This is a genomic window from Rhodopseudomonas sp. RCAM05734 (genome assembly GCF_052658035.1).
This window is the reverse complement of sequence record NZ_CP199742.1, coordinates 1,594,030-1,619,828: the sequence shown is the minus strand read 5'-3', so window position 1 is coordinate 1,619,828 and position 25,799 is coordinate 1,594,030. Positions and strand designations below refer to the sequence as shown.

The 25,799-nt window shown below is 64.7% G+C and carries 21 protein-coding genes and 1 pseudogene; 15 read left to right on the top strand and 7 right to left on the bottom strand.

The features are described from left to right. Window positions 1–11 precede the first annotated feature (11 nt). The 8 genes and pseudogenes from istA to ACUXVA_RS07750 form a co-directional block, all read left to right on the top strand. Window positions 12–647 (top strand): annotated as a pseudogene (gene istA, locus ACUXVA_RS07785) (IS21 family transposase); the annotation flags it as partial. A 137-nt stretch (window positions 648–784) separates the two neighbouring features. Then, window positions 785–1,408: a hypothetical protein gene (locus ACUXVA_RS07780; RefSeq protein WP_265080821.1), complete on the top strand. Its 624-nt coding sequence runs from the start codon at window positions 785–787 to the stop codon at window positions 1,406–1,408. 339 nt (window positions 1,409–1,747) lie between these two features. Further along, entirely contained in the window at window positions 1,748–2,431 is a 684-nt protein-coding gene (locus ACUXVA_RS07775; RefSeq protein ID WP_265080822.1) for a spermidine synthase, read from the top strand. Between the two features lie 219 nt (window positions 2,432–2,650). Then, on the top strand, window positions 2,651–3,550 hold the full coding sequence (locus ACUXVA_RS07770; RefSeq protein ID WP_413776415.1) for an ABC transporter substrate-binding protein: 900 nt from the start codon (window positions 2,651–2,653) through the stop codon (window positions 3,548–3,550). 141 nt (window positions 3,551–3,691) lie between these two features. After that, window positions 3,692–5,296, top strand: coding sequence for an amino acid ABC transporter permease/ATP-binding protein (locus ACUXVA_RS07765; RefSeq protein ID WP_445491538.1), 1,605 nt, complete (start codon window positions 3,692–3,694; stop codon window positions 5,294–5,296). A 52-nt stretch (window positions 5,297–5,348) separates the two neighbouring features. Then, a complete protein-coding gene (locus ACUXVA_RS07760) occupies window positions 5,349–6,590 on the top strand; it encodes an acetamidase/formamidase family protein (protein ID WP_265080824.1) in 1,242 nt (413 codons plus the stop codon). A gap of 126 nt (window positions 6,591–6,716) precedes the next feature. Then, a complete protein-coding gene (locus ACUXVA_RS07755) occupies window positions 6,717–9,059 on the top strand; it encodes an acetamidase/formamidase family protein (protein ID WP_445491536.1) in 2,343 nt (780 codons plus the stop codon). A gap of 19 nt (window positions 9,060–9,078) precedes the next feature. Further along, window positions 9,079–9,468, top strand: a complete 390-nt coding sequence (locus ACUXVA_RS07750) for a RidA family protein (RefSeq protein WP_265080826.1) — start codon at window positions 9,079–9,081, stop codon at window positions 9,466–9,468. Between the two features lie 63 nt (window positions 9,469–9,531). On the opposite strand, the gene ACUXVA_RS07745 is transcribed toward ACUXVA_RS07750, so the two are convergent. Next, complete coding sequence (locus ACUXVA_RS07745; RefSeq protein ID WP_265080827.1) at window positions 9,532–10,506, bottom strand: Bug family tripartite tricarboxylate transporter substrate binding protein; 975 nt, start codon at window positions 10,504–10,506, stop codon at window positions 9,532–9,534. 324 nt (window positions 10,507–10,830) lie between these two features. On the opposite strand from ACUXVA_RS07745, the gene ACUXVA_RS07740 reads away from it, so the two are divergent. Then, the gene (locus ACUXVA_RS07740; RefSeq protein ID WP_265080828.1) at window positions 10,831–12,417 is read left to right on the top strand and encodes an AMP-binding protein; all 1,587 of its coding nucleotides are present in this window, start codon (window positions 10,831–10,833) and stop codon (window positions 12,415–12,417) included. Between the two features lie 184 nt (window positions 12,418–12,601). Here ACUXVA_RS07740 and ACUXVA_RS07735 read toward each other — a convergent pair whose 3' ends face one another. Beyond that, on the bottom strand, window positions 12,602–13,705 hold the full coding sequence (locus ACUXVA_RS07735) for an HD-GYP domain-containing protein (protein ID WP_265080829.1): 1,104 nt from the start codon (window positions 13,703–13,705) through the stop codon (window positions 12,602–12,604). A 1,001-nt stretch (window positions 13,706–14,706) separates the two neighbouring features. Here ACUXVA_RS07735 and ACUXVA_RS07730 point away from each other — a divergent pair. Both ACUXVA_RS07730 and ACUXVA_RS07725 read left to right on the top strand, forming a co-directional pair. Continuing rightward, window positions 14,707–15,045, top strand: coding sequence for a hypothetical protein (locus ACUXVA_RS07730; protein ID WP_265080830.1), 339 nt, complete (start codon window positions 14,707–14,709; stop codon window positions 15,043–15,045). A 71-nt stretch (window positions 15,046–15,116) separates the two neighbouring features. Next, entirely contained in the window at window positions 15,117–15,791 is a 675-nt protein-coding gene (locus ACUXVA_RS07725; RefSeq protein ID WP_265080831.1) for a dienelactone hydrolase family protein, read from the top strand. Between the two features lie 210 nt (window positions 15,792–16,001). On the opposite strand, the gene ACUXVA_RS07720 is transcribed toward ACUXVA_RS07725, so the two are convergent. The 4 genes from ACUXVA_RS07720 to ACUXVA_RS07705 form a co-directional block, all read right to left on the bottom strand. Beyond that, on the bottom strand, window positions 16,002–17,000 hold the full coding sequence (locus ACUXVA_RS07720; protein ID WP_265080832.1) for a Bug family tripartite tricarboxylate transporter substrate binding protein: 999 nt from the start codon (window positions 16,998–17,000) through the stop codon (window positions 16,002–16,004). 363 nt (window positions 17,001–17,363) lie between these two features. After that, complete coding sequence (locus ACUXVA_RS07715) at window positions 17,364–18,068, bottom strand: polysaccharide biosynthesis/export family protein (RefSeq protein WP_265083884.1); 705 nt, start codon at window positions 18,066–18,068, stop codon at window positions 17,364–17,366. 172 nt (window positions 18,069–18,240) lie between these two features. Next, window positions 18,241–18,897 carry a peptide-methionine (S)-S-oxide reductase MsrA gene (gene msrA, locus ACUXVA_RS07710; RefSeq protein WP_265080833.1) on the bottom strand — a complete coding sequence of 219 codons (657 nt, stop codon included), beginning with the start codon at window positions 18,895–18,897 and terminating at the stop codon, window positions 18,241–18,243. 212 nt (window positions 18,898–19,109) lie between these two features. Beyond that, window positions 19,110–19,427, bottom strand: a complete 318-nt coding sequence (locus tag ACUXVA_RS07705; protein WP_445491527.1) for a hypothetical protein — start codon at window positions 19,425–19,427, stop codon at window positions 19,110–19,112. 398 nt (window positions 19,428–19,825) lie between these two features. On the opposite strand from ACUXVA_RS07705, the gene rpsT reads away from it, so the two are divergent. Further along, window positions 19,826–20,095, top strand: coding sequence for a 30S ribosomal protein S20 (gene rpsT / locus ACUXVA_RS07700; RefSeq protein ID WP_265080835.1), 270 nt, complete (start codon window positions 19,826–19,828; stop codon window positions 20,093–20,095). A 300-nt stretch (window positions 20,096–20,395) separates the two neighbouring features. On the opposite strand, the gene ACUXVA_RS07695 is transcribed toward rpsT, so the two are convergent. Continuing rightward, window positions 20,396–20,638: a hypothetical protein gene (locus tag ACUXVA_RS07695; protein ID WP_265080836.1), complete on the bottom strand. Its 243-nt coding sequence runs from the start codon at window positions 20,636–20,638 to the stop codon at window positions 20,396–20,398. A gap of 697 nt (window positions 20,639–21,335) precedes the next feature. Between ACUXVA_RS07695 and dnaA the strand changes: the two genes are divergently transcribed. The 3 genes from dnaA to recF all read left to right on the top strand — a co-directional run bounded on the left by dnaA (window position 21,336) and on the right by recF (window position 25,636). Continuing rightward, a complete protein-coding gene (dnaA, locus tag ACUXVA_RS07690; protein WP_265080837.1) occupies window positions 21,336–22,763 on the top strand; it encodes a chromosomal replication initiator protein DnaA in 1,428 nt (475 codons plus the stop codon). Between the two features lie 364 nt (window positions 22,764–23,127). Then, entirely contained in the window at window positions 23,128–24,246 is a 1,119-nt protein-coding gene (gene dnaN, locus ACUXVA_RS07685; protein ID WP_265080838.1) for a DNA polymerase III subunit beta, read from the top strand. A 247-nt stretch (window positions 24,247–24,493) separates the two neighbouring features. Continuing rightward, window positions 24,494–25,636 carry a DNA replication/repair protein RecF gene (gene recF, locus ACUXVA_RS07680; RefSeq protein ID WP_265080839.1) on the top strand — a complete coding sequence of 381 codons (1,143 nt, stop codon included), beginning with the start codon at window positions 24,494–24,496 and terminating at the stop codon, window positions 25,634–25,636. The last annotated feature ends 163 nt before the right edge of the window (window positions 25,637–25,799 follow it).

The following is a 25,799-nucleotide window of genomic DNA, read 5'->3' as shown; positions in this document are numbered from 1 at the left end:
GGTGGTCGGAGATGCTGATCGTGGAGACGATTGCCCGGATACGGCGCGAGCATTTCATCAAGGGCAAGACGATCAAGGAGATCGCCCGGGACCTGAAGGTATCTCGGAACACGGTGCGGAAGGTGCTGAGGTCGGGCGAGACATCGTTCGAGTATGAGCGTGCGGTTCAGCCGCGTCCGAAGCTGGGACGATGGGCAGCAGAGCTCGACAGGGTGCTGGCGGCCAATGCGACCAAGGCCGCTCGCGAGCAACTGACGCTGATCCGGATCTTCGAAGAGCTGCGCGGCCGCGGTTACGACGGTGGCTACGATGCCGTGCGGCGTTACGCCAGACGATGGAGTACGGACCGTGGACAATCGACGGCTGCGGCCTACGTCCCGCTGAGCTTTGCGCCGGGAGAAGCCTATCAGTTCGACTGGAGCCACGAGGTGGTTCTGCTCAATGGCGTGACGGTGATGGTGAAGGCCGCCCACGTCCGGCTGTGCCACAGCCGCATGCTGTTTGTGCGGTGCTACCCGCGCGAGACGCAGGAGATGGTGTTCGACGCCCACGACCGGGCGTTTGCGCTGTTCAAGGGTACTTGCGGGCGCGGCATCTACGACAACATGAAGACTGCAGTCGAGACGATCTTCGTCGGCAAAGCGCGCCTCTAACAACCGAGGCTATCAGCGGCGCGCTGTAGGCCAGTTTGAATAAACGCGTCAGAGGATGGCTAATCGGAACTGCGAAATTAGATTACCTTGCTACTTGGAATCGGTGTCTTTGGATTGTCGGTGGGGAGCCCATGAAGCGCGACCGAATCAAGGAGGCAATGGAGTCCGGAGAAAATAATCTCAGGACCATGAAGCTCATTCACAACTGGTGCGCCCATGCCAAAATCGTCAAGCACGGCGGCGTCGGCCTCGTTGAACAGCAGACCGGCCTACCTATAGGGCACCATCTTATCGAGTGTCCTCACGCACCAGCTGGCGGTATGGCCGCTTTTGATCTGGCTGATACGGCAATCGATTTTTACGACCGGAACTGCCACGACTGCATGTTCCGCAAGCCACTCGGCATGCCGAACATAACAATTCTCATCGCAGAACGAGATAAGCAGAAGCGCGCACGCGACCAAGAGCAAGAAAAGGCCGCACGGCAGGTAGCTGACAAGCTCACTGCACGCGAAGCGGTAAGGGCGGCGAAGGCCGTAACGCCAAATATGATCGAGATGCCCGCCTATGTGACGCATGCCAAAACGGCACGTGTTGCGGCTGGCTTAGCCCTCAGTGGGGTTCCACAAAGCCTCGCGCCCGAATGTGGCGTGTGCCCGTTTCTCATTTATGAGCCAGTCCAGACTTATGTGGCTGTTCACCCCTTCCAGTCCAATTTTATCTGGCACGCAGTCCAATTTATCCCTTCACATTGAGGGAAAAACACCAATGATAACAATAGTTCGGGTCCAAGCTAATGTGGCGCCCGACATTCATCGAGCACGCTACAGCGAGCTGCAAGCCGTGCTGGCGCGTAGCCGTCCTGATCTAGGAATCCAAAAATCCACGCGAAGGCGACGTTGCCCTGATGCGGGCATCAATGGGATGCGGAACGCTGATGCGGACAGCGCGCGACGTGCGTGGATTTTTCCGCTATGTGCATCTCGCCATGACGGCAGTCTTGAATTGCTGATGGCGGGTGGCCAGCAACCATTGCCATCGCGCGCGTCAGGCGGCATGGTCCGCCCTCCCCGAAATCCGCTGAAAGATCGAACGTGCTGCCCTGGATTCTGATCGATACGGCCGACGTGCCCGGCGGCGGCGAAGAGCTGCGGCTGATGCGGCGCGGCACCGAGCTCACCATCAAGCTCGGCCAGAACGAGCTGATGAGCAGCCGGCTCAGCGGCTCCGAGGAAGCGCTGGCGACCTTGGCCTGCTTCCGCATCAAGGCGCTGGCGGCACCGCGCATCCTGATCGGCGGCCTCGGCATGGGCTTTACGCTGCGCGCCGCTTTGGCCGTTTGCGGCCCGCAGGCGCGCATCACCGTCGTGGAGCTGGTGCCGGCGATCATCGCCTGGGCACGCGGACCCATGTCGGAGCTGTTCGGCGACTGCCTGACCGATCCGCGCGTCGAACTGCGCGAGGCCGACGTGACGCAAGCGATCGCCGCGGCGCGCTCAGCGTTCGACGCCATCCTGCTCGATGTCGACAACGGTCCAGAGGGACTGACGCGGCAAAGCAATGACGCGCTGTACAATCTGTCCGGCCTGCGCGCGGCCTTTGCGGCGCTTAGCCCCGGCGGCGTGCTGGCCGTGTGGTCGTCCGGCCCCAACGCCAAATTCACCGAGCGATTGAAGACGGTGGGATTTCAAGCGGAGGAAATCAACATCCGCGCTACCGGAAAACGCGGCGGCGCGCGGCACGTGATCTGGATCGCGACGCGGCCGGTGACGTCCTGACGGTCCTGCAGGACGCAGCCGCCGGCAAGACCCGATGCGATTGCTGCGCTCCGGCGAATATTTTCCATGCCTAAAATAGGTGCGGCAGTGCCCAATCCGTGACGCCGCGCGATCCAACTATTCGTGCGGCCTGAGACAAGCGCATGGCGGGCCACTGACCCTAGGCTTCCTTCGGAATTGATCCATGGCGCTGCCATGGCAACCTCGAAGGAGAAACCAATGCAAAAGCGTGTTTCCACCGGAGTGACAATGCGGCCGCGCATCGCGGCCATGGCGCTCGGTGCCGTGCTGATCGCAGGCGCCTGCGTTCCGATCTCGGCAAGTGCGGCCGTACCCGCCGCCTGCGCCGCGTTGCAGAGCAAATACCCGGACTGGAAGGGCAAGACCCTTGTCAATGCCATCAACCCGCATACGCCGGGCTACGAGTCGATCGATCCGAAGGATCCCAACAAGTATATCGGCTTCGACATCGATCTCGGCGAGCAGATCGGCGAGTGCCTGGGCTTCAAACTGACTTACAAGGCGGTGACTTTCGCGGCGCTGTTGACCACATTGCAGAGCGGCCAGGCCGACATCGTGATCTCCGACATCTACGCCACCGAGGAACGCGCCAAGGCCGGCGACTTCATCACCTATTCCAAGGTGTTCGACGGCGTGCTGGTGGCGAAGGGCAATCCGAAGAAAATCACCGGCATCAACACCTCGCTGTGCGGCACGGCCGCGGCGGAAAATACCGGCTACGTTGAAGTGCCGCTGATTCAGGCGCTGGCCCCGGAATGCAAGAAGGAAGGCAAGGCCGAACCGACCATCCAGCTCTATGACAACAATGCCAACTGCATCCAGGCGATCCTGGCCGGTCGCGCCGACACCTACATCAACGACGTCAACACCGTCGACAACGCCGTGAAGGCCTATCCGGACAAGCTCGAGAAGGCCGTCGCCGTCACCATCCCCTACCAGGTCGGCATTGCCGTGCCGAAGGACAAGCCCAAGTTCCGCGACGCCGTGCACGCCGCCATGATGGAGATCTACAAGTCGGGAGACCAGGCGGCCCTGTTGAAGAAGTGGAATCTCGATCCCAACAACCTGATGGAGCCCGGCCTGTTGATCGTCAAGTAAAGGGCGGCTGACCGAAGGAGCCGCAGGGTGGGCAAAGGCGCTTCTGCGCCGTGCCCACCGCCTTCGCTGAACGCCGACGGTGGGCACACTTCGCTTTGCCCACCCTACGATCGACTGCTCATCTAAGGACTGCCGGACGCCATGGAGCTGTTCCTTCACTATCTCAGCATGCCGTACATGATGCAGGGCATCCAGGTGACTCTCCAGGTCACCGCCCTGGGTCTGGCCGGCGGGCTGGTGCTCGGCGTGATCCTCGCGGGGATGCAGTTCAGCAGCTTCAGGCTGCTGGCATCCTTCGCCAGGGTCTACGCCGTGATCTTTCGCGGCACGCCGCTGATTCTGCAGATGGTGTTCGCGTATAACGCGTTGCCGCAGATCGGCATCAAGCTTCCTGCCATTCTTGCTGCCGGTCTGGCACTGGCCTGCAACGAGGCGCCGTTCATTGCCGAGATGTTGCGCGCCGGCGTGCTCGGTGTGGACCGCGGCCAGGTGACGGCCGGACAGGCACTGGGCATGACGCCGGGCATCCTGATGCGTCGGATCATCGCTCCGCAGGCGATCCGCTCCATGATCCCCGGTTTCGGCAACGAGGCCGTCAGCGCGCTGAAGAATTCGTCGCTCGCTTCGGTGATCGCGGTGCAGGAGCTGACGCTGCGTTCGACGCAGCTGGCGTCCTCGACCTTCGATTTCTTCTCGATCTTCTTCGCCTCCGGCCTGATCTATCTGCTGCTGACCGCGGCGATCGCCGTGATCCAGCTGCTTCTGGAGTGGAAGTTCGATCTCGACCGCACGAAGAAGCCAACGGAGCTGATGCAGTTCCTGCCGTGGTATCGCGCGCCGCTGGTGCCAGCAGCTGCGGCAACCTCGCCGGCAGATGAAGCCGCAGAATCCGCAGCGACCGTGATGGACGCCAGGCCAACGCGCGCCGATCGCACCTCGCGCTCGGCCTCGCTGGCCGGCAATGACGTGCTGGTCGAGGTCACCGATCTCTACAAGGCCTATACCGCGCCGGTGCTGGCCGGCGTCAGCCTGACGGTGCGGACCGGCGAGGTCGTGGCTTTGCTGGGTCCAAGCGGATCGGGCAAGAGCACCCTGCTGCGCTGTATCAACCATCTCGAAGGCTGGGACGCCGGCATTGTGAGAATTGGCGGCCGCCGCATGGGATTCAGCGGCGACGGCAAGGCGCTGTCGCCGCGCGCCATCGCCGAAGAGCGCGCCAGCGTCGGCGTCGGCATGGTGTTCCAGCAGTTCAACCTGTTCAGCCATCTCACCGCGCTGGAGAACGTCGCCGGCCCGTTGCGCTGGGTTCACGGCATGTCGCGGCCGGACGCCGAGCGCCGGGCCCGCGAACTGCTTGAACGCGTCGGCCTCAGCCATCGCGCCGATGCGTTGCCGCGACATCTGTCCGGCGGGCAGCAACAGCGCGTCGCCATCGCGCGGGCTTTGGCCCCGAACCCGAAGGTGCTGCTGCTCGACGAACCGACCTCGGCGCTCGACCCGGAACTGGTCAACGAGGTGCTGGAAGTGATTCGCCGGCTCGCGGTCGAGGACGGGCTGACCATGATCATTTCAACCCATCGGCTGCGCTTTGCCGACGAAGTGGCTGACCGCGTGGTGTTCCTCAGCGGCGGCTCGATCATCGAGGAAGGGCAGGCGCATGAGGTGCTAACCCGTCCGCGCAATCCGATCACCCAGCGCTTCCTCCGCGTGATGGAGGCGGACAAGCCGCCTGCGCCACTGCCATGACGCCGGTGCTCCCATCACGCCTGAATACGCCAACGCCAGTCGAGGCCTTCGCATGAAACATCATCTGCTTCCCGTATCGCCGGCCAACGTCCACTGGGGCTATTTCAGCAAGGCGGTTGCACCCGCCCTCACGCTGAAGTCGGGCGACCGCGCCACCATCGAGACGCTGACCCATCACGCCAACGACGACTACGAGCGCATGATCGCCGACGATCCCGGCGCCGAAAGCGTGTTCAAGTGGACCCGGGAGCACAAGGCCATCGTCCGCCGCGGCGCCGGCCCGACCGAAGGTCCGTTCATCCGCGGCTCCGGCGAAGGCGTCGGCGTGCACCTGCTGACCGGCCCCGTCGTCATCGAAGGCGCGGAGCCCGGCGACGTGCTGGAAGTGCGCATTCTCGATGTCCGGCCGCGGCCCGCCTGCAAGGCCTGTCATGCCGGCAAATGCTTCGGCTCAAATGCCTCGGCAAATTGGGGTTTTCACTATCACGACCTGATCGAGGAGCCGAAGCCGCGCGAAGTCATCACCATCTTCGAACTCGACACCTCCGGCGAACCGTTCGCCAAGGCGGTCTACAACTACGTCTGGACGCCGCAGACCGATCCCGACGGCATCGTGCATCCGACCATCGATTATCCGGGCGTGCGCGTCGACCACTCGACCATCAGGAAACGCGACAACATCATGCAGAACGTCCGCGTTCCCGCCCGGCTGCATTTCGGCACCATGGGCCTCGCGCCGTCCGAGTCCGATTTCGTCAGTTCGATTCCGCCGAGCTATACCGGCGGCAATATCGACGACTGGCGCGTCGGCAAGGGCGCCAAGATGTTCTATCCCGTCGCGGTGCCCGGCGCGTTCTTCTCGGTGGGCGATCCCCACGCCGCCCAGGGCGACAGCGAACTCGGCGGCACCGCCATCGAGACCTCGCTGACCGGCGACTTCGAATTCATCCTGCACAAGCAGGCGGACCTCGGCGGCACCGTACTGGAAGGGCTGACGCATCCGATGCTGGAGACCGACAACGTGTGGTCGGTCTATGGCTTCACCTATCCCAACTATCTCGCCGAGCTGGGACCCGATGCGCAGACCGAGATCGCCAACCATTCCAGCCTCGACCGCGCCATGCGCGATGCCTTCCGCAAGCTACGCCGCTTCCTGATGACGGTTCACCATCTGAGCGAGGACGAAGCCATCTCGCTGCTGTCGGTGGGCGCCGACTTCGGCGTGACACAGGTGGTCGATGCCAACTGGGGCGTGCACGGCACGATCCGCAAGAACATTTTCAGGTGCGACTGATCCGGTGAAGCCGACGCGACATGATGCCCATCGGACGTGGCGGCCTTGGGCTTTGACCACATGATGCCTACAATGCCCAATTTTTGGCACAGCAGTTGCTTGGATTGGTCCGATTGGGGTCGATCCATGAGCTTTCGCCCGTTCACCAGCGAATCCTATTCCGAAGGCGACCGTCCGGAAGCCTGGCGCGACGTGTTGCGCGCTGTCGGCCTTCAGCCCTCACCGACCACCACGGTTCCCAGCGGATACGCCACGGCGTCGCGACGGCGCAGCGACGGCGTGGCGCTGGCGAAATTGTCCGCGGGATCGCAGGCCGTGTCGCCGTTGCGGGATCTCGCCGACGACATGCCGATCGTGCTGCTGCCGTCCGAAGATGGCGTCACGCTGCGCACCCCCGCCGGGCACCAGATCATTTCCGCCCGGCAATTGCTGCTGTTGCCGCGCAACGGCGACTGGAGCGTCGCGTTTCCGCGCGACATGCGGGCGATCGTCCTGTCGGTAACCTCGGAGGCCTTTCACGGCCGCAAGATCGGACAGTCCGGGCTTGCCGACGTGCGCATCATGCCGCCCGGCGGCTTTACCGACATCTTCTCGCGCACGCTCGAGTCGGCGGCGGGCACGCTGGAGACGCTCACCGACATCGAATGGGCCGCAGTCGCGCAAAGCCTCGCGGACCTGCTGCCGACCTTCATGCGCCAGCTCGGCGTGCCCGCGATATCCGCCGGCACCGCGACGCAGGGCGCGATCCTGCACCGGATCTGCCAGACCATCGAGCGGCGGCTGGGCGACCCCGATCTTGCGCCGGCTCGCGTGGCCCAGGCCGAGGGCATTTCCGAGCGCTACCTGCAGAAGCTGTTCGAGGGTACCGGCGGCTTTACGCATTACCTGCGCGAACGACGCCTGCAGCGGACCTGGGCCGACCTGTCGAATCCGGCGGAGGCGCATCATTCGATCTCGGAGATCGCCTACCGCAGCGGCTTCAACGACTCCGCGCATTTCAGCCGCACCTTCCGCCATCGCTTCGGACTGTCGCCGCGCGAGTTTCGCCAGCAGGAAAGCGAACGCGGCGCTGCCTCCGCCGTCACGGCAGGGCAACGCGGCTGGCCGCAGGATGCGCTGGCGCAGTTGCGCAGCCATCATCCGCTGCCGCCTGCCCGCACGACGACCGCACCCTCCGATTCAAATTGCGGACAGAGCGATGCTGTCAGCGATCACAGCCATCATCATCTCGCGGTCGAAGCCGCGCGGGTGCATTGGGGCTATTTCAGCCGCGCCCTGCCGCCGCAGGCGGAGGTCAATTCCGGCGATACCATCACCATCGAAACGCTGACGCAGCACGCCTCCGACGACCCGGAGCGCATGATCGTCGGCGATCCCGGCGCGGAAAGCGTGTTCCGCTGGACCAAGGAGGGAAAGAACGTCGACCGCCGTGGCGCCGGCCCGATGGACGCATCGGTCTATGGACGCGGCGCCGGCGAAGGCTTCGGCGTCCATATCTGCACCGGTCCGGTCCACGTCCGCGATGCGCAGCCCGGCGACGTGCTCGAGGTGCGCATTCTCGACATCGTGCCGCGACCGAGCCGCAGCGACGCGTTCAAGGGCCGGGTCTTCGGCAGCAGCGTCGCCGCGTGGTGGGGCTACCACTACAACGAGTTTCTGGCCGAATCGCCGCCGCGCGAGGTGGTGACCATCTATGAGATCTTCTGCGATGACGGCGCCGCGCATGCGCGGGCGCTCTATTCCTACCGGTGGGCGCCGCAGACCGATCCGTTCGGCGTGCTGCACAGCACCTATGACTATCCGGGCGTGCTGGTCGGCCCCGCATCGGTAAAGCGGCGACACAATGTGCTCGACGGCATCAGAATTCCGCTGCGGCCGCATTTCGGCGTGATCGCGGTGGCACCGCGCGAAACCGACCTCGTCGATTCGGTGCCGCCGTCCTACTTCGGCGGCAACCTCGACAACTGGCGGCTCGGCAAGGGATCGACCGTCTACCTGCCGGTCTCGGTGCCGGGCGCGTTGCTGTCGGTCGGCGATCCCCACGCCACCCAGGGCGACGGCGAACTGGCTGGCACAGCCATCGAATGTTCGATGACCGGAACCTTCCAGCCGATCCTGCACAAGAAGGCCGATCTCGCCGGACGCGCGTTCGCCGACCTCACCTATCCGCTGATCGAAACCGAAACGGACTGGGTGCTGACCGGCTTCAGCCACCCGAACTACCTGGCGGAATTCGGCGCCAACGGGCAGAGCGAGGTCTATGCCAACTCCTCGCTGGATCTCGCCATGAAGGATGCGTTCCGGAAGATGCGCCGCTTCCTCATGAACATCAAAGGCCTCAGCGAGGACGAAGCCATCGCGCTGATGTCCGCGGCCGTGGACTTCGGCGTCACCCAGGTCGTGGACGGCAACTGGGGCGTTCACGCCATACTCAGCAAGCGTCTGTTCGAAGACGTCCCGCAAACCTAGCCTGCCAAGGATATTTTCATTGAAGTTTCACATGATCGCAGGCGGACCGACGCCGGTCGCGCCTTTCAGCCATGCCGTGGAGACCGACGGCTTTGTTTTCGTCACCGGACAGATGCCGGATACGCCCGACGCGCCGGGCCAGCTTCCGGAGACGATCGAGGCGCAGACCCGCGCCGTCATGGCAAATCTCAAGCTGGTGCTGGCCGGCGTCGGGCTCGGCTTCGAGCACGTGGTGATGAGCCGGATCTATCTCACGCGGTTCAAGCAGGACTATGCGGCGATGAACGACACCTATCGCGGCTATTTTGCCGAGGGTCGACTGCCGGCGCGCACCTGCGTCGGCGTGACCGGACTGGCCTATGATGCGCTGATCGAAATCGATCTGGTCTGCAGGCGCCCGCCTGGATAGCGCGCGCCGGATCGATCGCTGGAAGGGCCCGGCGTCGCACTAGCGGCACCGGGCATCTTCCCGCTACTCGACCTTCAGGTTTGCCGCCTTGACGACCTTTTCCCACTTCTCGGTCTCAGCGGCGACCATCTTTCCGAAGGCTTCCGGCGGCCCGATCAGCGGTTCACCGCCGAGATCGATCAGCTTCGCCTTGACCGCGGGATCGGCCAGCACCGCATTCACGTCGGCATTGAGCTTGGCGATGATCTCCGGCGGAGTCTTCTTCGGCGCGCCCACACCGAACAATGCGCTGGCCTCATAGCCCGGCACGGTCTCGGCGACGGTCGGCACGTCCGGCAAAAGCGCGGAGCGCTCGGCGGTCGTCACCGCCAGCGCGCGCAGGCTGCCGGCGCGGATGTGCTGGATGATCGAGGGCATGTTGTCGAAGATCACCTGTACCTGACCGCCGAGCATGTCGGTGATCGCCGGCGCGGCGCCGCGATAGGGAATATGCTGCATCTTGGCGCCCGACATCATCATGAACATCTCGCCCGAGAGATGCACGGACGTGCCATTGCCGGACGAGGCCATGTTGATCTTGCCGGGGTTGGCTTTGACCTCGGCAATGAACTCGGCGACATTTTTCGCCGTGACGTCCTTGGCGACGGTCATCACATTGGCAGTGCGATGAAACGCCGCCACAGGCGCGATGTCGCGCAGGAAGTTGAAGCTCAGTTTGCCGTACAGGCTGGCGTTGATGTAGTTCGCCGGGTTGACCAGCAGGATGGTGTAGCCATCGGGCTCCGCATTGACGACCGATTCGGTACCGATGTTGTTGCCGGCACCGGGCTTGTTCTCGACAACGAACTGCTGGCCGGTCCGCTCGGAGAGCTTCTGGCCGATCAGCCGCGCCAGAATATCGGTGGCGCCGCCGGCAGGATAGCCCACGACGAACCTAACCGGCCGCGTCGGGTAGTCCAGCGCGAAAGCGCTGCCGATCGAGGTGCAAGCAGAAAAGCCCAGCGCGATCAGACCGATCGCCGCGCGAAGTGAAACCATAATTCTCTCCCGGCTGCCGCAGCTTGATGCGCGGTCAGTGTGTATTGACATACCCTGAATTGACAGCATGGTAGCGTAGCAAACAATGCAACTATCGACCAGTGCGACCTCGATGCGCACCGCTGTCTGCTTGCCGGAACCTCGACGGCAACCCGGGCAAAATTTCGTCCTGCGAAACCAGCCGGCCACCGCACGCACCGCCAGCGTCGGATCGCGGCGCCGATTGCTCCTGCCCCCATCCGATGGCACAAGCATAGCAACAACAAACGGAAGCCGTCGCCGCGCAACAGCGGATCTCGATGCGGTCTTCCACCGGGAGGAATAATGGTGAATCCAGCGACAGTGCCAGGCGTGGTCGGTCCGTTCGCAGGCATGGATGTGCCGTGGCTGTTGAAGATGGTCGCCGAGACCCGCCGCGATCATCCGTTTCTGATCTGGGCGCCGTTCGATGCGCCGGCGCGGCACTGGACCTATGGCGAATTCCACGACCGCGTCGGCGCGCTCGCTGCGGGACTTGTCCGGCGCGGCATCCAGCCCGGCGACTTCATTCTCGTGCATCTCGACAACTGCATCGAGGCGATGCTGACCTGGTTCGCCTGCGCCGAACTCGGCGCCATCGTCGTCACCACCAACACCCGCTCGGCGCCGGCGGAGCTTGAATACTTCGCCGGCCATTGCGGCGCGGTCGCTGCCATTACCCAGCCGTCCTATGCCGAACTGGTCGCCGCCAACTGCAGGAACCTGCGCTGGATCGCGGTCATCTCGCACGATGCCGGTGCCGCGCCCGCGACGGGCCATCCCGTGGCGCAGGCCGACCGCTTCGAAGCGCTGTTCGCGGATGCCGTCGACCGGCCGCAGCGGCCGACCGATCCGTTCGCCTCATGCAGCGTGCAGTACACCTCAGGCACCACATCGCGACCGAAGGCCGTGCTGTGGACCCATGCCAATGCGCTGTGGGGCGCCAAGGTCAATGCCGCGCATCAGGACCTGCACGCCGCCGACGTGCACCTCGCCTTCCTGCCGCTGTTCCACACCAATGCGCTGGCCTATTCGGTGCTTGCGAGTTTGTGGGTCGGCGCCAGTTGCGTGATCCAGCCGCGTTTCTCCGCGCGCCGGTTCTGGTCTGTCGCGGCCGAGCATCGCTGCACCTGGAATTCGACCATCGGCTTCTGCATGAAGGCACTGCTCGAACATGAGATCCCGAAGCAGCATACGTTCCGGCTGTGGGGCACCGCGTTCTGCGAACCGCCGGCCTTCGCCACCTTCGGCATCAAGATCATCGGCTGGTGGGGCATGACCGAAACCATCACCCACGGCATCATCGGCGAGGTCGACCAGCCCAACACGCCGATGGCCATCGGCCGCGCGGCCACCGAATACAGCATCCGCGTCACCGACGACGATGGCGCGCCGACGCCCGTTGGCGATACCGGCAACCTGTCGATTCTCGGCGTGCCCGGCCTGTCGCTGTTCAAGGAATACCTGCACAACGAGGCGGCCACGCAAGGGAGTTTCGACGCCCACGGCTACTTCATCACCGGCGACCGCGTCACGCTGCTCGACCGCGGTTTCATCAGGTTCGGCGACCGCGCCAAGGACATGCTGAAGGTCGGTGGCGAGAATGTCGCGGCTTCGGAGATCGAGCAGGTCGTCATCGCTGTGCCCGGCGTGCGCGAAGCCGCCGTGGTCGGCATGAAGCATGCGATGCTCGACGAGGTTCCGGTGGTCTTCATCATCCCGCATGCCGGCGTGGGCAACATGCCGCCGACCCTGCACGACCATGTCATGGCCGCCTGCCGCAACGCGCTGGCCGACTTCAAGGTGCCGCGCGAAATCCGCTTCGTCGACGAGATGCCGCGTTCGACGCTGGAGAAAGTGGCCAAGGCGGAGTTGCGAAAACTGCTGGTGTGAAACGAGGCCCCGGCGCGGGCGCGCATTCGTCGTTCCCCGGATGCTGCGCAGCGCGGCGCTCTTGCGCCGTAGTGCGCTGCTGATCCGGGGTCCAGCTGTTCTGGAAACCGGGATCCCGGATCTGCGGAGCAGCATGCGATGCTGCGCATCGCCATGCCGCACCGCGTCCGGGATACAATCGTTGCTAATACGACCCCAGCGCCACCGGACGGAACACCTGCAGCAGTTGCTGGTCGAGCTTGTCGCCCATCTGTTCCATCATGGCGAAGGCCTTGATGTGGGTGAACGGCAAACGATACGGCCGGTTCTCGATCAGCGCGGAATAGATGTCGACGATGGTCATCAGCCGCACGATGTCGCTGATCTGGTCGCCGCGCAGCGCATCGGGATAGCCCGATCCGTCGAGTTGCTCATGATGGTGCAGAACCACGTCGAGCATCTCGCGCGGGAAACTGCCCTGCTCCAGCAGCGCGTCGAAACCGAGCCGCGGATGCTTGCGCATCTCGGCCATTTCCTCGGCGGTCAACGCACCCGGCTTGTCGAGAATGGCCACAGGGATGAAGGCCTTGCCGACGTCGTGGATCAGTGCGGCGCGGGTCAGCCGGCGCTGATCTTCCTCGCGCATGCCGAGATGCTGCGCGAAGGCGACGGCGAAGCCGGTGACGAACAGGCAGTGGCGATAGGTGTGGGTATGATGGCGCCCGACCGCCGCCAGCCACTGGCGCAGCGACGAGCGTTTGATCGCCCGCATGATCTGGTTTTCCGCCTTCATCACGTCGCTGAAGGTCAGCGGGATGCCGGCCGGCAGTTTCTCGAAGATCTGCACCATCACCGCATGGGCGGCCTCGACGCCGCGGCTTAGCGCCTTGCCGCTCGCGGTCGCGTTGGCATCCTGGTCATGCGGATCCGGAAAGGCGGCGCGTACGCGCTGCAACACGCCGCGCGCATCGAAAGGCCGCGCGATGGTGTCGGTCGCGCCCAGTGCCCAGGCCTGCATCGACCCGTGATGCAGGGCATCGGCCAGCACGAACAGCCGCGGCACCTGCTGATAGGCCTTGCCCTGCAGCTTGTTGCGGATGCGCTGCACGCTTTCCGCCGAGCGCAGATTGATATCGACGACGATGCCGGACAGATGTGCGGCCGGTGCATCGGGGATTTCCGAGGTCGAAATCGTCTCGACGTCACCGACCCTCTGCAACAGGTCAGCCAGTTCGGCGCTGCGATCGCTGCGGTCCGATGCCAGAAGCAATCGGCGACGAGCCGCGCTTTGCGTTCCTGAAACTGTCATATGTCCTCGACCGATCGCGACAAGCCTGAACGGAATACCTACCCGGAAACAGGTTCCCGAACGTTAAGCGGCATTGCTAAAAATTGCGTTTCGCTTGCCGGTTGCCGGTCATGGCGAGTCGCACGTGACTGGAATGAGTCGCGTTTGACTAAAGTTCGACGGGCCGAGCCGCGGCAGAGCCGCGTGCGTGCAGAGAAATCCGATTCGAATGTCAAACAGCCAGGTGCTCTCGTTCTCGCGGCGCCGATGGCGTCCGAGGTGCGAGCAGTCCTCCCCTCCAGACATGAGGGGAGCGGCGCGCCGGCAGGCGCGGTTGTGGTGGTTGGGGCGCGATCCGCGCCGCCGTCGCAACGGCGAAGCAGGTCGCGGCGCCTGCGGGCGCGCCACCGCGGGGTTTATGGCAAGGGGACCGTGCTTCCGGGCTGGCACGTGAACTCCCTGTGGGAGCCACTCCGGCGGGATTTCGCCCGCCTTTCGCCATCCGCGTCCAGCCACTCAAGGCAGAGCCCCCGTAGTAGGGCCCGGACGGTGACCCCAGCCTCCCGGGACGTGCTTGCGAGGCACGCGCGCGGGACACCGCATCCTGCTCCATTCTCAAGACGCCTCATGACAGCGCCCCTCGTTGAGCAGGACGATGAGACTATAAGTCTGAGATAGGATAATAGTCTATGGTGATAATGAAGAAATTTGCATCGTGTTCACACGCCGCTCTCGTTTCCCGGACGCGCTGCGGCGTGGCAGCGATGCGCAGCATCGCGAACGCTGCTGCGCAGATCCGGGATCCCGTTGATTTCAGCAAAGCGGGGCCCCTGATCTGCGAAGCACCACGCCGCAAAAGCGGCGTAGTGCATCGCGTCCGGGGAACAGGGCTCGCGCGGACGGCACGCAGCCCCGGCGCCCGCATGTTGTCAGCCACGGCCGATCGACTATCATGCCAGTCACCACGGCACGGCCGCACGATGCGTCGGCCGATGACCGCACAATTCTGAAAGGCACTTCGCATGAGGCGACTGATTGGCGCTGCGCTGCTGTTGGCGGCCGTCGCGGCGGCTCCGCAAGCTTTGCAGGCACAGCAGATCGTGCGGCATGCGCCGTTCATCGCCTCGCTGTCCAACAACACGCCGCTGCAGTTCGGCATGGCGCCGACTGATGCAGCGCGCGCGCTGGATACGCCGCTGGCTTATGTGCGCGGCCGGCGGGGCGACGAGACCCTGCTGGCGATTCGCGCCTATGGCGGCAGCGGCTTCTTCGAACGCCGCAACCGCCTCTATCTCCAGTTCCGCCAGGGACGCCTCACCGGCTGGAAGGGCGACTGGGGCAGCGACTGGCTGGCGCAATAGCGCGCTTGTGTCTTGCCGGTCGAGATGCGACCTGCAAACAGACCTCACTTGCAACAACCGATGGATGATCCGTGGGACAAGACATTGCGCTGACCGCTGCCGACAAGTTCGAACTCGGCGCCTATCGCACCACGCCGGCCGGGACGCCGAAGGGCGCGGTGGTGGTGATCCAGGAGATTTTTGGCGTCAATCATCACATCCGCACGGTGTGCGATCGCTTCGCCATGCAAGGCTATGTGGCCGTGGCGCCGGCGATCTTCGACCGGGTCGAGCGCAATTTCACCTCCGGCTATTCGCCCGTGGAAGTCGCCATCGCGCGAAAATTCGTCGCCAACCCGGACTGGGCCGCGTTCATGCTGGACACCCAGGCGGCCATCGATTCGGTGAAGGATGTCGGCCCTGTGGGCATCATCGGCTTCTGCCTCGGCGGCAGCGTGGCCTATGCGGCGGCCACCAAACTGACCGGCCTCAGTGCCGCAATCGGCTATTACGGCGGGGCCATCGTGCGCTTCGCCGACGACAGACCGACCGTGCCGACGCAACTGCATTTCGGCGAGAAGGACCACGGCATTCCGCTGGCGGACGTCGAGACCATCCGCGCCAAGCGGCCGGAGGTAGAAGTCTTCGTCTATGACGGCGCGCAGCACGGCTTCGGCTGCGACGAACGCTCCAGCTACGACAAGCCCAGCGCCGAACTCGCGAAGCAGCGCAGCCTGGCGTTTTTTGCCAAGCATCTGGTGAAGTGACTTCACCTCTCCCCGCCTGCGGGGAGAGGTCGAGACCTGAGCGAAGCGAAAGTTTCGGGTGAGGGGCAGCCGGAGCGTCTCATTAACTCCCCCTCACCCGGATTACTCGCTGCGCTCGCAATCCGACCTCTCCCCGCAAGCGGGGAGAGGTGAAGCAGGTGCGTGCTTCGTGAGCGTAGAATGCGTTCGCCGACCCGCACGGTACCTTGTCTACTCGCCCTTGACGCCGGCGGTCTTTGCCACCGCTGCCCAGCGATCGAAATCGCGGCGCAGGGTCTTCTGGAACGACTCGGCGGAGTCCCCGACCGCGATGAGATTGACCGCCTGCAATCCGGCCACGCCTTCCGGCGACCTGATGATGCGGCCGAGTTCGGCGGACAGCTTGTTGACGATGTCCTTCGGCGTCGCCGCGGGCACGAACACGCCGACCCAGCCTTCGGCCTCGAAGCCGGGATGACCGAGTTCGGCAAGCGTCGCCACATTGGGCAGCTTGGGTTTGCGCGTCTCGCCGCCGACCGCCAGCGCCCTGATCGTGCCGGCCTCCAGCTGCGGGCCGCCGGTGGTGAAGTCGATGAAGGCCGCGGTAACCTGATTGCCGAGCAGATCGTTGAGCAAGGGCGACGCGCCGCGATAGGGTACATGGGTCATCTCGATGCCCGCGGTCTTCTTCAGCAGTTCGCCGTACAGATGCGACGTCGTCGCATTGCCGAAGGACCCGTAGGGGTGCTTGCCGGGACTGGCCTTGGCCAGATCGACCAGATCCTTCACCGACTTCATCGGCTGCGCTGCCGGCACCACAAGCACGATCGGCGACAGCGCCACTTGCGTGACCGGCGCAAGGTCCTTGAACACATCGTAGGGCAGGTTCGACACCAGGCTGGGCGCCTGAATGATCTGGGTGATGGCAACCAGCACGGTGTAGCCGTCGGCCGGCGCCTTGGCGGCATAGTCATTGCCGATAACCCCGCCGGCGCCGGACTTGTTCTCGACGGTGACGGGCTGCTTCCAGGCATCCGACAGCTTGTTAGCCAGCAACCGCGCGGCAACATCGGTGGCGCCGCCGGGAGCATAGGGCACGACGAAGGTGATTCGCCGCTCGGGATACGACCCCGCCGTCGTCTGTGCCGACGCGGTCGCCAGCGTGCCCCAGACCATGGCGACCGCCACGGCAACCCCACGCACGACCCGACTCGACGGATTGGTCCTCATCGTCTTCTCCCTCTGAATTTTGGTGTGACGCTATCGCGCCACATCGCCGCGAGTTGACCTCGCTTGTTCCCTGCTTATCGCGTGGGATCGATTCTTGATACGGCGTGCGGCGTGGCGCGATGCGGATGCGCTGATCTGGCGCAGTCCGGCATTCCCTGCGACACATCCGGTGAAGCCGTTCGGATAGAGGCATCCCCGGCGCCACACTCTCATCTGTCATCGCCCGGCCGGGCGCGCAATCGCGCGCCAGGACCGGGCGACCCAGTAATCACTGGCGTGAGTGATAGTACCGCATGGCCTGCGTTTACTGGATCGCCCGCTTTCGCGGGCGATGACAGCGGCGTGTGACGCGGCGACGCGCGATCAGAACCAGCGTTCGCCGACCAGCACGGTATCGCCGGGATCGAGCAGGGTGCCGAGCGGCACCACGCTGCGCAGCGCGCCGTCGATGGTGGCGTGGGTGAGCGTCACCTCGTCGCGCCTGGCGCGCGGCGAAAAGCCGCCGGCGATGGCCACCGCGCTCTCCACCGTCATGTTGGGCACGTAGGGATACTGACCGGGAGCCGCGACCTCGCCGAGGATAAAGAACGGCCGGTAGGCCTCGATTTCCACCGCCACCGAGGGTTCGCGGATGAAGCCGTTGCGCAGCCGCCCGGAGATCTCGGTGGCGAGGCCGGCGGCGGTCCTGCCGCGTGCCTTCACCGGGCCGATCAGCGGCATGGCGATGACGCCGCTGGCGTCGATGGCATAGGTGTTGGTCAGACCCTCCTGGCCGTAGACCACGACGCGCAGCCGGTCGCCGGTGTCGAGCTTGTAGCTGGCGTCAAAGCTGGAGACCGCGGGCGCGCTATAGCGTGCCGGCGCGGCGGCATAGGCCTCAAGCGGCGGGCGATTGGTTGAAGCAAAGCCGGAGCGCAGCGCGGCGATGGCGCCGCCGGAACCGGCCCGCGGTGCGGCGGCCGGCGTGCCATAAGCCAAGGCGTCGAGATCGCTCTGCGGCTGGACCGAGGCCACCGGCCCGGATCGGCCCATGCAGCCCGACAGCGCCAGCGCAGCAAGCGCGGCCATCATGGTCAATCGAAACGCGCGCACACAAAACACCACAACATCCCTCACTGCGAGACAGCTTCGGTTGTGAATGATTATGGTTAAAAAACCGTTTGGTCGTGCGCGGACAGCAAAAGCCCGCCCGCGGAGGCGTCCGCGGGCGGGCTGGAGATGGCAGACGCTGCGCGCGATCTCAGGCGCTGACGCCGGCCCCGATCGGGCACGACACCCCGGTGCCGCCGAGGCCGCAATAGCCGGCGGGGTTCTTCGCCAGATATTGCTGATGATAGTCTTCGGCGAAATAGAACTCGCCGGCCGGCGCGATCTCGGTGGTGATGGTGCCGAGACCCTTGGCCGACAACGCCTTCTGATAGGCCGCCTTCGACGCGTCGACGGCCTGGCGCTGCGCATCGCTGAAGGTGTAGATCGCCGAGCGATACTGGGTGCCGACGTCGTTGCCCTGGCGCATGCCCTGGGTCGGGTTGTGGCTCTCCCAGAACGTCTTCAGCAACTGCTCGTAAGAGATCTTGCGGGGATCGAACACCACCAGCACCGCTTCGGTGTGGCCGGTGCGGCCCGAGCAGGCCTCTTCATAGGTCGGGTTCGGCGTGTGGCCGCCGGCATAGCCGACCGCCGTGGTGTAGATGCCGTCGCCGAGTTCCCAGAACTTGCGTTCGGCGCCCCAGAAACAGCCGAGCCCGAACACGGCCTGCTCCAGGCCTTCCGGATAGGGCGGCTGGATCGGACGGCCGTTGACGAAGTGCGTCTTCGCGGTGGCCATCGGCGTGGCGCGGCCGGGCAGCGCCTCGGCGGCGGTGGGCAATGCGGTGGTCTTGCGCATGAACAGCATGATCATCTCCCTGCGCGCTTGCCAGCGAAGTGGCATCCGGTTCGCTGGACCAACGCGCGCATCTGACGGACAACAGCGCCTAGCCGGAGGACCGGATCACTCCCGCCGGCGACGCCCTGAGCTCAATTGGCAATATAGGTATTTACGCGGGAAACGGCAGGTCTGTTACGGCACGGCGCCGGCATGACAGGCAGAGCCAGTGCGACGATCGCTCAGTTGCGCGAATAGCCGATCAGCGGCTTGCGCGGCCGGAACAGCAGCAACAGCAGGATACCCAACACCCCCATGACCGCCCAGGCCGGCTGGTTCAGGATGATTTTCACCACGCCGTTCCACAACCATGGCGAGACTCCCTCCACCATGGTGCGAAAGGCGGCCTGGCTGGCCTGGTGGATGTCGTTCCAGAACTCGCCCAGCCGGGTCAGCCGCAGCGCCTGGTCGGCAATCGAGCGGGCACCGTCATAGACCAGGAAAAAGAACCCGCCGGCCAGCAGCAGCAGCCCCACCAGACGGAAAAACCCCCGGATCATGCATCACCCTCTCGTCAATACCGCCCGGCATTAGCCGCAAGGCAAGAGAAATTCAACCTCGCCAGCGGCTTAGAGGCAAATGAAGGTCGTTCCGGGGCGCCCGGAGGCCGGCTTGCGCCCGCGCCCCCGGACGCGCCAATTGGCGCGTCGGGGAACGACAGCCTTGCCCCCCGGAAAGCGTTGACGCCCAAAACCCCGCCCTCTATAAGGAGCGCCAATGGCGGCGGGTGAAATCCTGCCGCCGCTGTTCTTTGAGCGGCGTGCCCCGTGAGCTGGTTAGCTCCGAGGATAGCATTTTCAGGAACACCCCGGAAACAACATCAGCGTCGGCCCATTTGAACGGCGGACGTCAATCAGCCCGGCACCCGCGTGCGGGTCGCTGCTGAAGGATCGAGAGAATGGCCAATACGACCTCCGCCAAGAAGGCGACGCGCAAGATTGCCCGCCGCACCATCATCAACAAGTCGCGCCGCACCCAGATGCGCGGTTCGATCCGCACCGTCGAGGAAGCCATCAAGCTCGGCGACCGCGAAGCGGCGCTGCAGGCGATGAAGAAGGCGGAGCCGGAATTGATGAAGGCTGCGCAGCGCAACATCGTTCACAAGAACCTGGCGAGCCGCAAGGTGTCGCGCCTCGTGCACCAGATCGCCAAGCTCGCCGCAAAGTAAAACGGCCACGAAATTTCGACGTTGCAAAAGCCCGGCTCAGCCGGGCTTTTTTTATGCGCCGTCGGCGCGCGTGATGTGTCCATCGTTTTCAATGACGCACACCAAATCGTCGGCGGTGAAATGCGCGTCAAGCAATGTCGCGTGCGCGACTCGCGGAACAACCGTAGAATTACGGAGGACAACGTCGCGGATGGCCACCCGCGCTCGCTTTCAAAAAAGCAACAGCGCTGCAGCGCGATTCGGAATCCGCTGTCGAGGGTTACCCTGACTCAACGCACAGAAAAAAACGCGCGCGCGTAGTCACTTATCGGCATAGCGAGGAAGAGCAGTTGGAAAACGCGCCATGGCTACCTTCAAACGTAAACGATTTGTGAATTTATTTTTGTCGAACGTCCGGCTTGCAACAGAGCCTTCACATTTCGATTCAGTGCGTGGATTCAAAACCTTGCTTCGACACCCCAACGGCCTCCGGCGATTTTGCGGAATGCGCGGCCGATTTCCTGCCGCCACACGAGAATCAATCCGTTGCGAGAAATAAGCCATCGTGTATTTCTTAGCTCGTTCGCGGCGCCCACGGTTCTTCAGATCAGCGCGATTGAGGAACCAGGGCGGACATGCAGATCAGCGGCGGTGTGCAGGTTAGCGACGCTTTCCAAGCTTCGGTCGGGTTGCCACTCATAGCAATATGGGGACGGATGTTTTGTGTCGAAATTTCTCTGTCGGCTCCCAAATGGGAACGCCTCACAAAAGAGAATGCGTGCAGGATAACGTGGCTCGCCGCAGCGGAAGGTGAAGGAACAGAGGGTTGAAGAGCGGGCAAGATAGAAGTGATGCGGCATCTAACGTCTGACACTTAGACGCCGCGGACTGACCTTGTTACAGATTTGGAATGACAGCTTGCTGCGTGCGACCGCAGCGAGTGGGGGAGGCTTTATGCGCAACGGGACTACGACGGCCTTTCAAGACGTGCCATCGGCTGCGGCCGACAATCGCAACGTCAGCTGCAACGCCAGCGCCATTGCGCGGCCTACCGCACGCGCCCCCGACGGACGCTCGAGTACGCGCTGACCTCGCGAAAGCCTCATTTTCACCAGTACTGACCGGCCCGCGGCGTTCCGCCGACCGGCTGGCCTGTGCCCGAAGACGAGGTCTCGCCCGAGGTCGCGCCGCGCATGCAACCGCGCGGACATACAGCGGCAGCGAGTGCCGAATACCAACTCACCGGAAAAGTCGTCAAACAATGTCAAATATCGAACAGGATCGCTGGTCTCGGGTCAAAGGTCGGCTGCGCTCGAGCGTTGGAGAGGACGTCTACTCCAGCTGGTTCGCGCGGATGGATCTTGAAAGCGTGCACGACGAAAGCGTGCACCTGTCGGTGCCGACGCGGTTTCTCAAGAGCTGGATCCAGGCGCATTATGCCGAGCGCGTGCTGAGCTGCTGGCAGGCGGAGATGCCGCAGGTGCATCGTGTCGACGTCACCGTGCGCACGGCAATGCGCGTGGCAACGCCGGCGAAAGAAGCTCCCGCGCCGATCGAGCCGCGCCGCAGCGAGGGCCGCGACGGCCGCGCTCCGGAACTGCGCAACACCGCGATCGCGCCGGTGTCGGCCAGCCATGAAGCGCTCGGCGGCTCGCCGCTCGATCCGCGCCTGACCTTCGGCAGCTTCGTGATCGGCCGCTCCAACACGCTGGCCCATGCCGCCGCCCGCCAGGTCGCGGAAGGCCGCCGCGGCGACAGCGTGATGTTCAATCCGCTCTACATCCATGCCGGCGTCGGTCTCGGCAAAACCCATCTGCTGCAGGCGGTGACCTGGGCCGGCAATTCCGGCACCGAGCGCAAGGTGCTGTATCTGACCGCCGAGAAGTTCATGTACGGCTTCGTCGCTGCGCTGAAGACGCAGACCGCGCTGGCCTTCAAGGAAGCGCTGCGCGGCATCGACGTGCTGGTGATCGACGACCTGCAGTTCCTGCAGGGCAAGACCACCCAGGCGGAGTTCTGCCACACGCTCAACGCGCTGATCGACGCCGGCCGCCAGGTGGTGATCGCCGCCGACCGTCCGCCGTCGGATCTCGAAAGCCTCGACGAGCGGGTGCGCTCCCGCCTTGCCGGCGGCCTGGTGGTCGAAATGGGCTCGCTTGGCGAAGACCTGCGCCTCGGCATCCTGAAGTCGCGCGTCGCAGCAGCCCGCGCCCACCACGCCACCTTCGACGTGCCGGCGCCGGTGCTGGACTATCTCGCGCGCACCATCACTCATAACGGCCGCGACCTCGAAGGCGCGGTCAACCGGCTGCTCGCCCACAGCAAGCTCAACGCCACGCCGGTGACGCTGGAAATGGCCGAGCGCGAGGTCCGCGATCTGGTCCGGCCGCAGGAGCCAAAGCGCATCAAGATCGAGGACATCCAGCGCGTCGTCGCCCGCCAGTACAATGTCAGCCGTTCCGACCTGCTGTCGTCGCGCCGCACCGCCAATGTGGTGCGCCCGCGCCAGGTGGCGATGTATCTGGCCAAGACCCTGACGCTGCGCTCGCTGCCGGAAATCGGCCGCAGGTTCGGCGGCCGCGACCACACGACCGTGCTGCATGCCGTGCGAAAAATCGAGGCGCTGGTCGGCAAGGACGTCGCTTTGCAGGACGAGGTGGAATCGCTGAAGCGGCAGTTGCAGGAATAATCTGAAACGCAGGCCGTAGTGTCCCCTCCCCCCCTCGTGGGGGAGGGTCAGGGAGAGGGGGGAGCCAAGAGCGCCGTCGCGTGTGGCCCCCTCTCCCAGCGCTACGCGCTACGCGCCACCCTCCCCCACGAGGGGGGAGGGGAGCCATCAACGCCGGCGCATGTATCGTTCTTTACTCCCCAAAACGTGGGGAGTGCGACCGCCTCTCCCCTTGCACTTCGCCTGCAATCACGCCACCTTGCGGACCCCCGCGGGTTTGCGCAAAATCCGTTTGAGCCAGCTTGCGGGCGTCAATCACCGCGGCGCCTGTTCGGGCTGCCCGGCTTCCATCCCACGATGTCGAACTGGATCGGGCGAGTTTGCTATGAAGGTCACCGTCGAACGCGCGCAATTGCTGAAATCGCTGAGCCACGTGCATCGCGTGGTCGAGCGCCGCAACACGATCCCGATTCTCGGCAACGTGCTGATCCGCGCCGAGAACGCCAAACTGTCGCTGAAGGCCACTGACCTCGACCTCGAAGTCACAGAGACCCTGGCCGCCGAGGTCGGAACCGCCGGCTCCACCACGGTGCCGGCGCACATGTTCTACGACATCGTGCGCAAGCTGCCCGACGGCTCGCAGATCGTGCTGGAAGCCGACGGCGACCGCTCCGTGATGGCAATCCGCGCCGGCCGCTCGCGCTTCACGTTGCAGACGCTGCCGGAGAACGATTTCCCCGACCTCGCCGCTGGCGAGATGACGCATTCCTTCAGCCTGCCCGCCGCCGGCGTGAAGCGGCTGATCGACCGCACCCAGTTCGCCATCTCCACCGAGGAGACGCGCTATTATCTCAACGGCATCTATCTGCACGCCGCCGGCACCGCCGCCGCGGCCACTCTGCGCGCCGTAGCCACCGACGGCCACCGCCTCGCACAGGTCGACCTGCCGCTGCCGGCCGGTGCTGCCGGCATGCCCGGCGTAATCGTGCCGCGCAAGACCGTCGGCGAAGTGCAGCGCCTGATCGAGGACGCCGAGGCCGAAGTCGGCATCGAACTGTCGCAGGGCAAGATCCGCTTCACGCTCGGCAATGTGGTGCTGACCTCGAAGCTGATCGACGGCACGTTTCCGGACTATGGCCGCGTGATCCCGCAGAACAACGACAAGGAACTGATCGTCGACAAGAAGGATTTCGAGGCCGCGGTGGACCGCGTCTCGACCATTTCCAGCGAGCGCGGCCGCGCGGTGAAGCTGGCGCTGTCCGCCGGCAAGCTGGTGCTGTCGGTGACCAATCCGGATTCGGGCAGCGCCACCGAAGAACTCGAGGTCGAGTACGCCTCCGACGCCCTCGATATCGGCTTCAACTCGCGCTACCTGCTCGACATCGCCGCCCAGATCGAAGGCGACGTGGCGGTGCTGCGCCTCGCCGATCCCGGCTCGCCGACCCTGGTGCAGGACAAGGATTCCAAAGGCGCGCTCTACGTGCTGATGCCCATGCGGGTGTGATCGCTCTGATTTTGCTTTCTTCCTTCCCCTCTCCCCCAGCAAAGCGAAGCTTTGCGCCGCGGGAGAGGGTGCCTGAGCGAAGCGAAGGCGGGAGAGGGAGGGCCGCGAACTCCGAAGAGCCCCCTCTCCCGTCTCGAACACGCTCCGCGCGTTCGAGCCACCCTCTCCCGCCAGCCGCAGCTTCGCTGCGCCCGGGGGAGAGGGGACAAGCGCGGCAGCTGTCGTGGACCTATATGTCTCATTGCCCATGACCGTCTCCCGCATCCATCGCCTGACGCTGACCCACTTCCGCAATTATCGGTCGGCGGCGCTGCAGATCCGTGGCGACATGGTGGTGCTGGTCGGCCCCAATGGCGCCGGCAAGACCAATTGCCTCGAAGCGATCTCGTTTCTGTCGCCCGGCCGCGGCTTGCGCCGCGCCACCCTCGAGGACGTCGCCGACGTCCAGGGCGACGGCTCCTGGGCTGTCTCGGCGGAGGTCGAAGGCGAGGTCGGCCTCGCAACGCTGGGCACCGGCATCGATCCGCCCAGCGAGGGCAGCTCGACCAGCCGGCGCTGCCGCATCGACCGCGAGCCGGTCAGTTCGGCCACAGCATTCGGCGACCATCTGCGCATGGTGTGGCTGACGCCGGCGATGGACCAGCTGTTCATGGGCGCGGCGTCGGAACGACGGCGGTTCTTCGACCGGCTGGTGCTGGCCATCGACAAGGATCATTCCGGCCGGGTGTCGGCGCTGGAGCGCAGCCTGCGGTCGCGCAACCGGTTGCTGGAAGAACGCAACACCAACAGCCACTGGCTCGACGCCATCGAGCGCGAGACCGCGGAGCTGGCGGTGGCCGTCGCCGCCATGCGCGGCCAGACGGTGACGCGGCTCGCGGCCATGCTGCGCGCGCGCTTCGAGACCTCGGTGTTTCCGTCGGCGATGATCATGCTCGACGGCTGGATGGAGAACGCGCTGGTCAGCGAGCCGGCCACCGCGGTGGAGGATCGCTACCGGCAGATTCTTCGCGACGGACGGCAACGTGATGCGGCGGCCGGCCGCACGCTCGACGGCCCGCATCTCACCGATCTGCAGGTCATCTACGCGCCGAAAAACATGCCGGCGCGCGACGCCTCCACCGGCGAGCAGAAGGCGCTGCTGATCGGGCTGATCCTGACCCATGCCACGCTGGTCGCCGAGATGACCGGCATGACCCCGCTGCTGCTGCTCGACGAAGTCGTGGCGCATCTCGATCCCGACCGCCGCCGCGCGCTGTTCGGCGAACTCACAAAACTCGGCGCCCAGGTCTGGATGACCGGTGCCGATCCCGCCGCCTTCGCCGATATCGGCACATCCGGCGAACTGTTCGATGTCGCGGACGGCCGGGTCAGCAAGCGTCCATCCCCGTAGCCTCACCTCATCGAAGGTGAGACTCTCACCCGGCCCTCGATCTTCGCCCGCCCACGAGGTGGTGCGGTCTCCGTGTTTTTACGGGAGCCAAATTTAACATGATGCTGAGACGGGCCATTCCATGCTCGCCGGAAGTAGGATCAGGCGCGGCCATCGCTGCGCG

Excerpts from the sequence above, each read along its gene's own strand:
- ACUXVA_RS07780 (WP_265080821.1), top strand. The coding sequence starts at position 785 with ATGAAGCGCGACCGAATCAAGGAGGCAATGGAGTCCGGAGAAAATAAT.
- ACUXVA_RS07770 (WP_413776415.1), top strand. The coding sequence starts at position 2,651 with ATGCAAAAGCGTGTTTCCACCGGAGTGACAATGCGGCCGCGCATCGCG.
- ACUXVA_RS07765 (WP_445491538.1), top strand. The coding sequence starts at position 3,692 with ATGGAGCTGTTCCTTCACTATCTCAGCATGCCGTACATGATGCAGGGC.
- ACUXVA_RS07760 (WP_265080824.1), top strand. The coding sequence starts at position 5,349 with ATGAAACATCATCTGCTTCCCGTATCGCCGGCCAACGTCCACTGGGGC.
- ACUXVA_RS07755 (WP_445491536.1), top strand. The coding sequence starts at position 6,717 with ATGAGCTTTCGCCCGTTCACCAGCGAATCCTATTCCGAAGGCGACCGT.
- ACUXVA_RS07745 (WP_265080827.1), bottom strand. The coding sequence starts at position 10,506 with ATGGTTTCACTTCGCGCGGCGATCGGTCTGATCGCGCTGGGCTTTTCT.
- ACUXVA_RS07740 (WP_265080828.1), top strand. The coding sequence starts at position 10,831 with ATGGTGAATCCAGCGACAGTGCCAGGCGTGGTCGGTCCGTTCGCAGGC.
- ACUXVA_RS07735 (WP_265080829.1), bottom strand. The coding sequence starts at position 13,705 with ATGACAGTTTCAGGAACGCAAAGCGCGGCTCGTCGCCGATTGCTTCTG.
- ACUXVA_RS07730 (WP_265080830.1), top strand. The coding sequence starts at position 14,707 with ATGAGGCGACTGATTGGCGCTGCGCTGCTGTTGGCGGCCGTCGCGGCG.
- ACUXVA_RS07720 (WP_265080832.1), bottom strand. The coding sequence starts at position 17,000 with ATGAGGACCAATCCGTCGAGTCGGGTCGTGCGTGGGGTTGCCGTGGCG.
- ACUXVA_RS07715 (WP_265083884.1), bottom strand. The coding sequence starts at position 18,068 with ATGGCCGCGCTTGCTGCGCTGGCGCTGTCGGGCTGCATGGGCCGATCC.
- msrA (WP_265080833.1), bottom strand. The coding sequence starts at position 18,897 with ATGCTGTTCATGCGCAAGACCACCGCATTGCCCACCGCCGCCGAGGCG.
- ACUXVA_RS07705 (WP_445491527.1), bottom strand. The coding sequence starts at position 19,427 with ATGATCCGGGGGTTTTTCCGTCTGGTGGGGCTGCTGCTGCTGGCCGGC.
- rpsT (WP_265080835.1), top strand. The coding sequence starts at position 19,826 with ATGGCCAATACGACCTCCGCCAAGAAGGCGACGCGCAAGATTGCCCGC.
- ACUXVA_RS07695 (WP_265080836.1), bottom strand. The coding sequence starts at position 20,638 with ATGGCTTATTTCTCGCAACGGATTGATTCTCGTGTGGCGGCAGGAAAT.
- dnaA (WP_265080837.1), top strand. The coding sequence starts at position 21,336 with ATGTCAAATATCGAACAGGATCGCTGGTCTCGGGTCAAAGGTCGGCTG.
- dnaN (WP_265080838.1), top strand. The coding sequence starts at position 23,128 with ATGAAGGTCACCGTCGAACGCGCGCAATTGCTGAAATCGCTGAGCCAC.
- recF (WP_265080839.1), top strand. The coding sequence starts at position 24,494 with ATGACCGTCTCCCGCATCCATCGCCTGACGCTGACCCACTTCCGCAAT.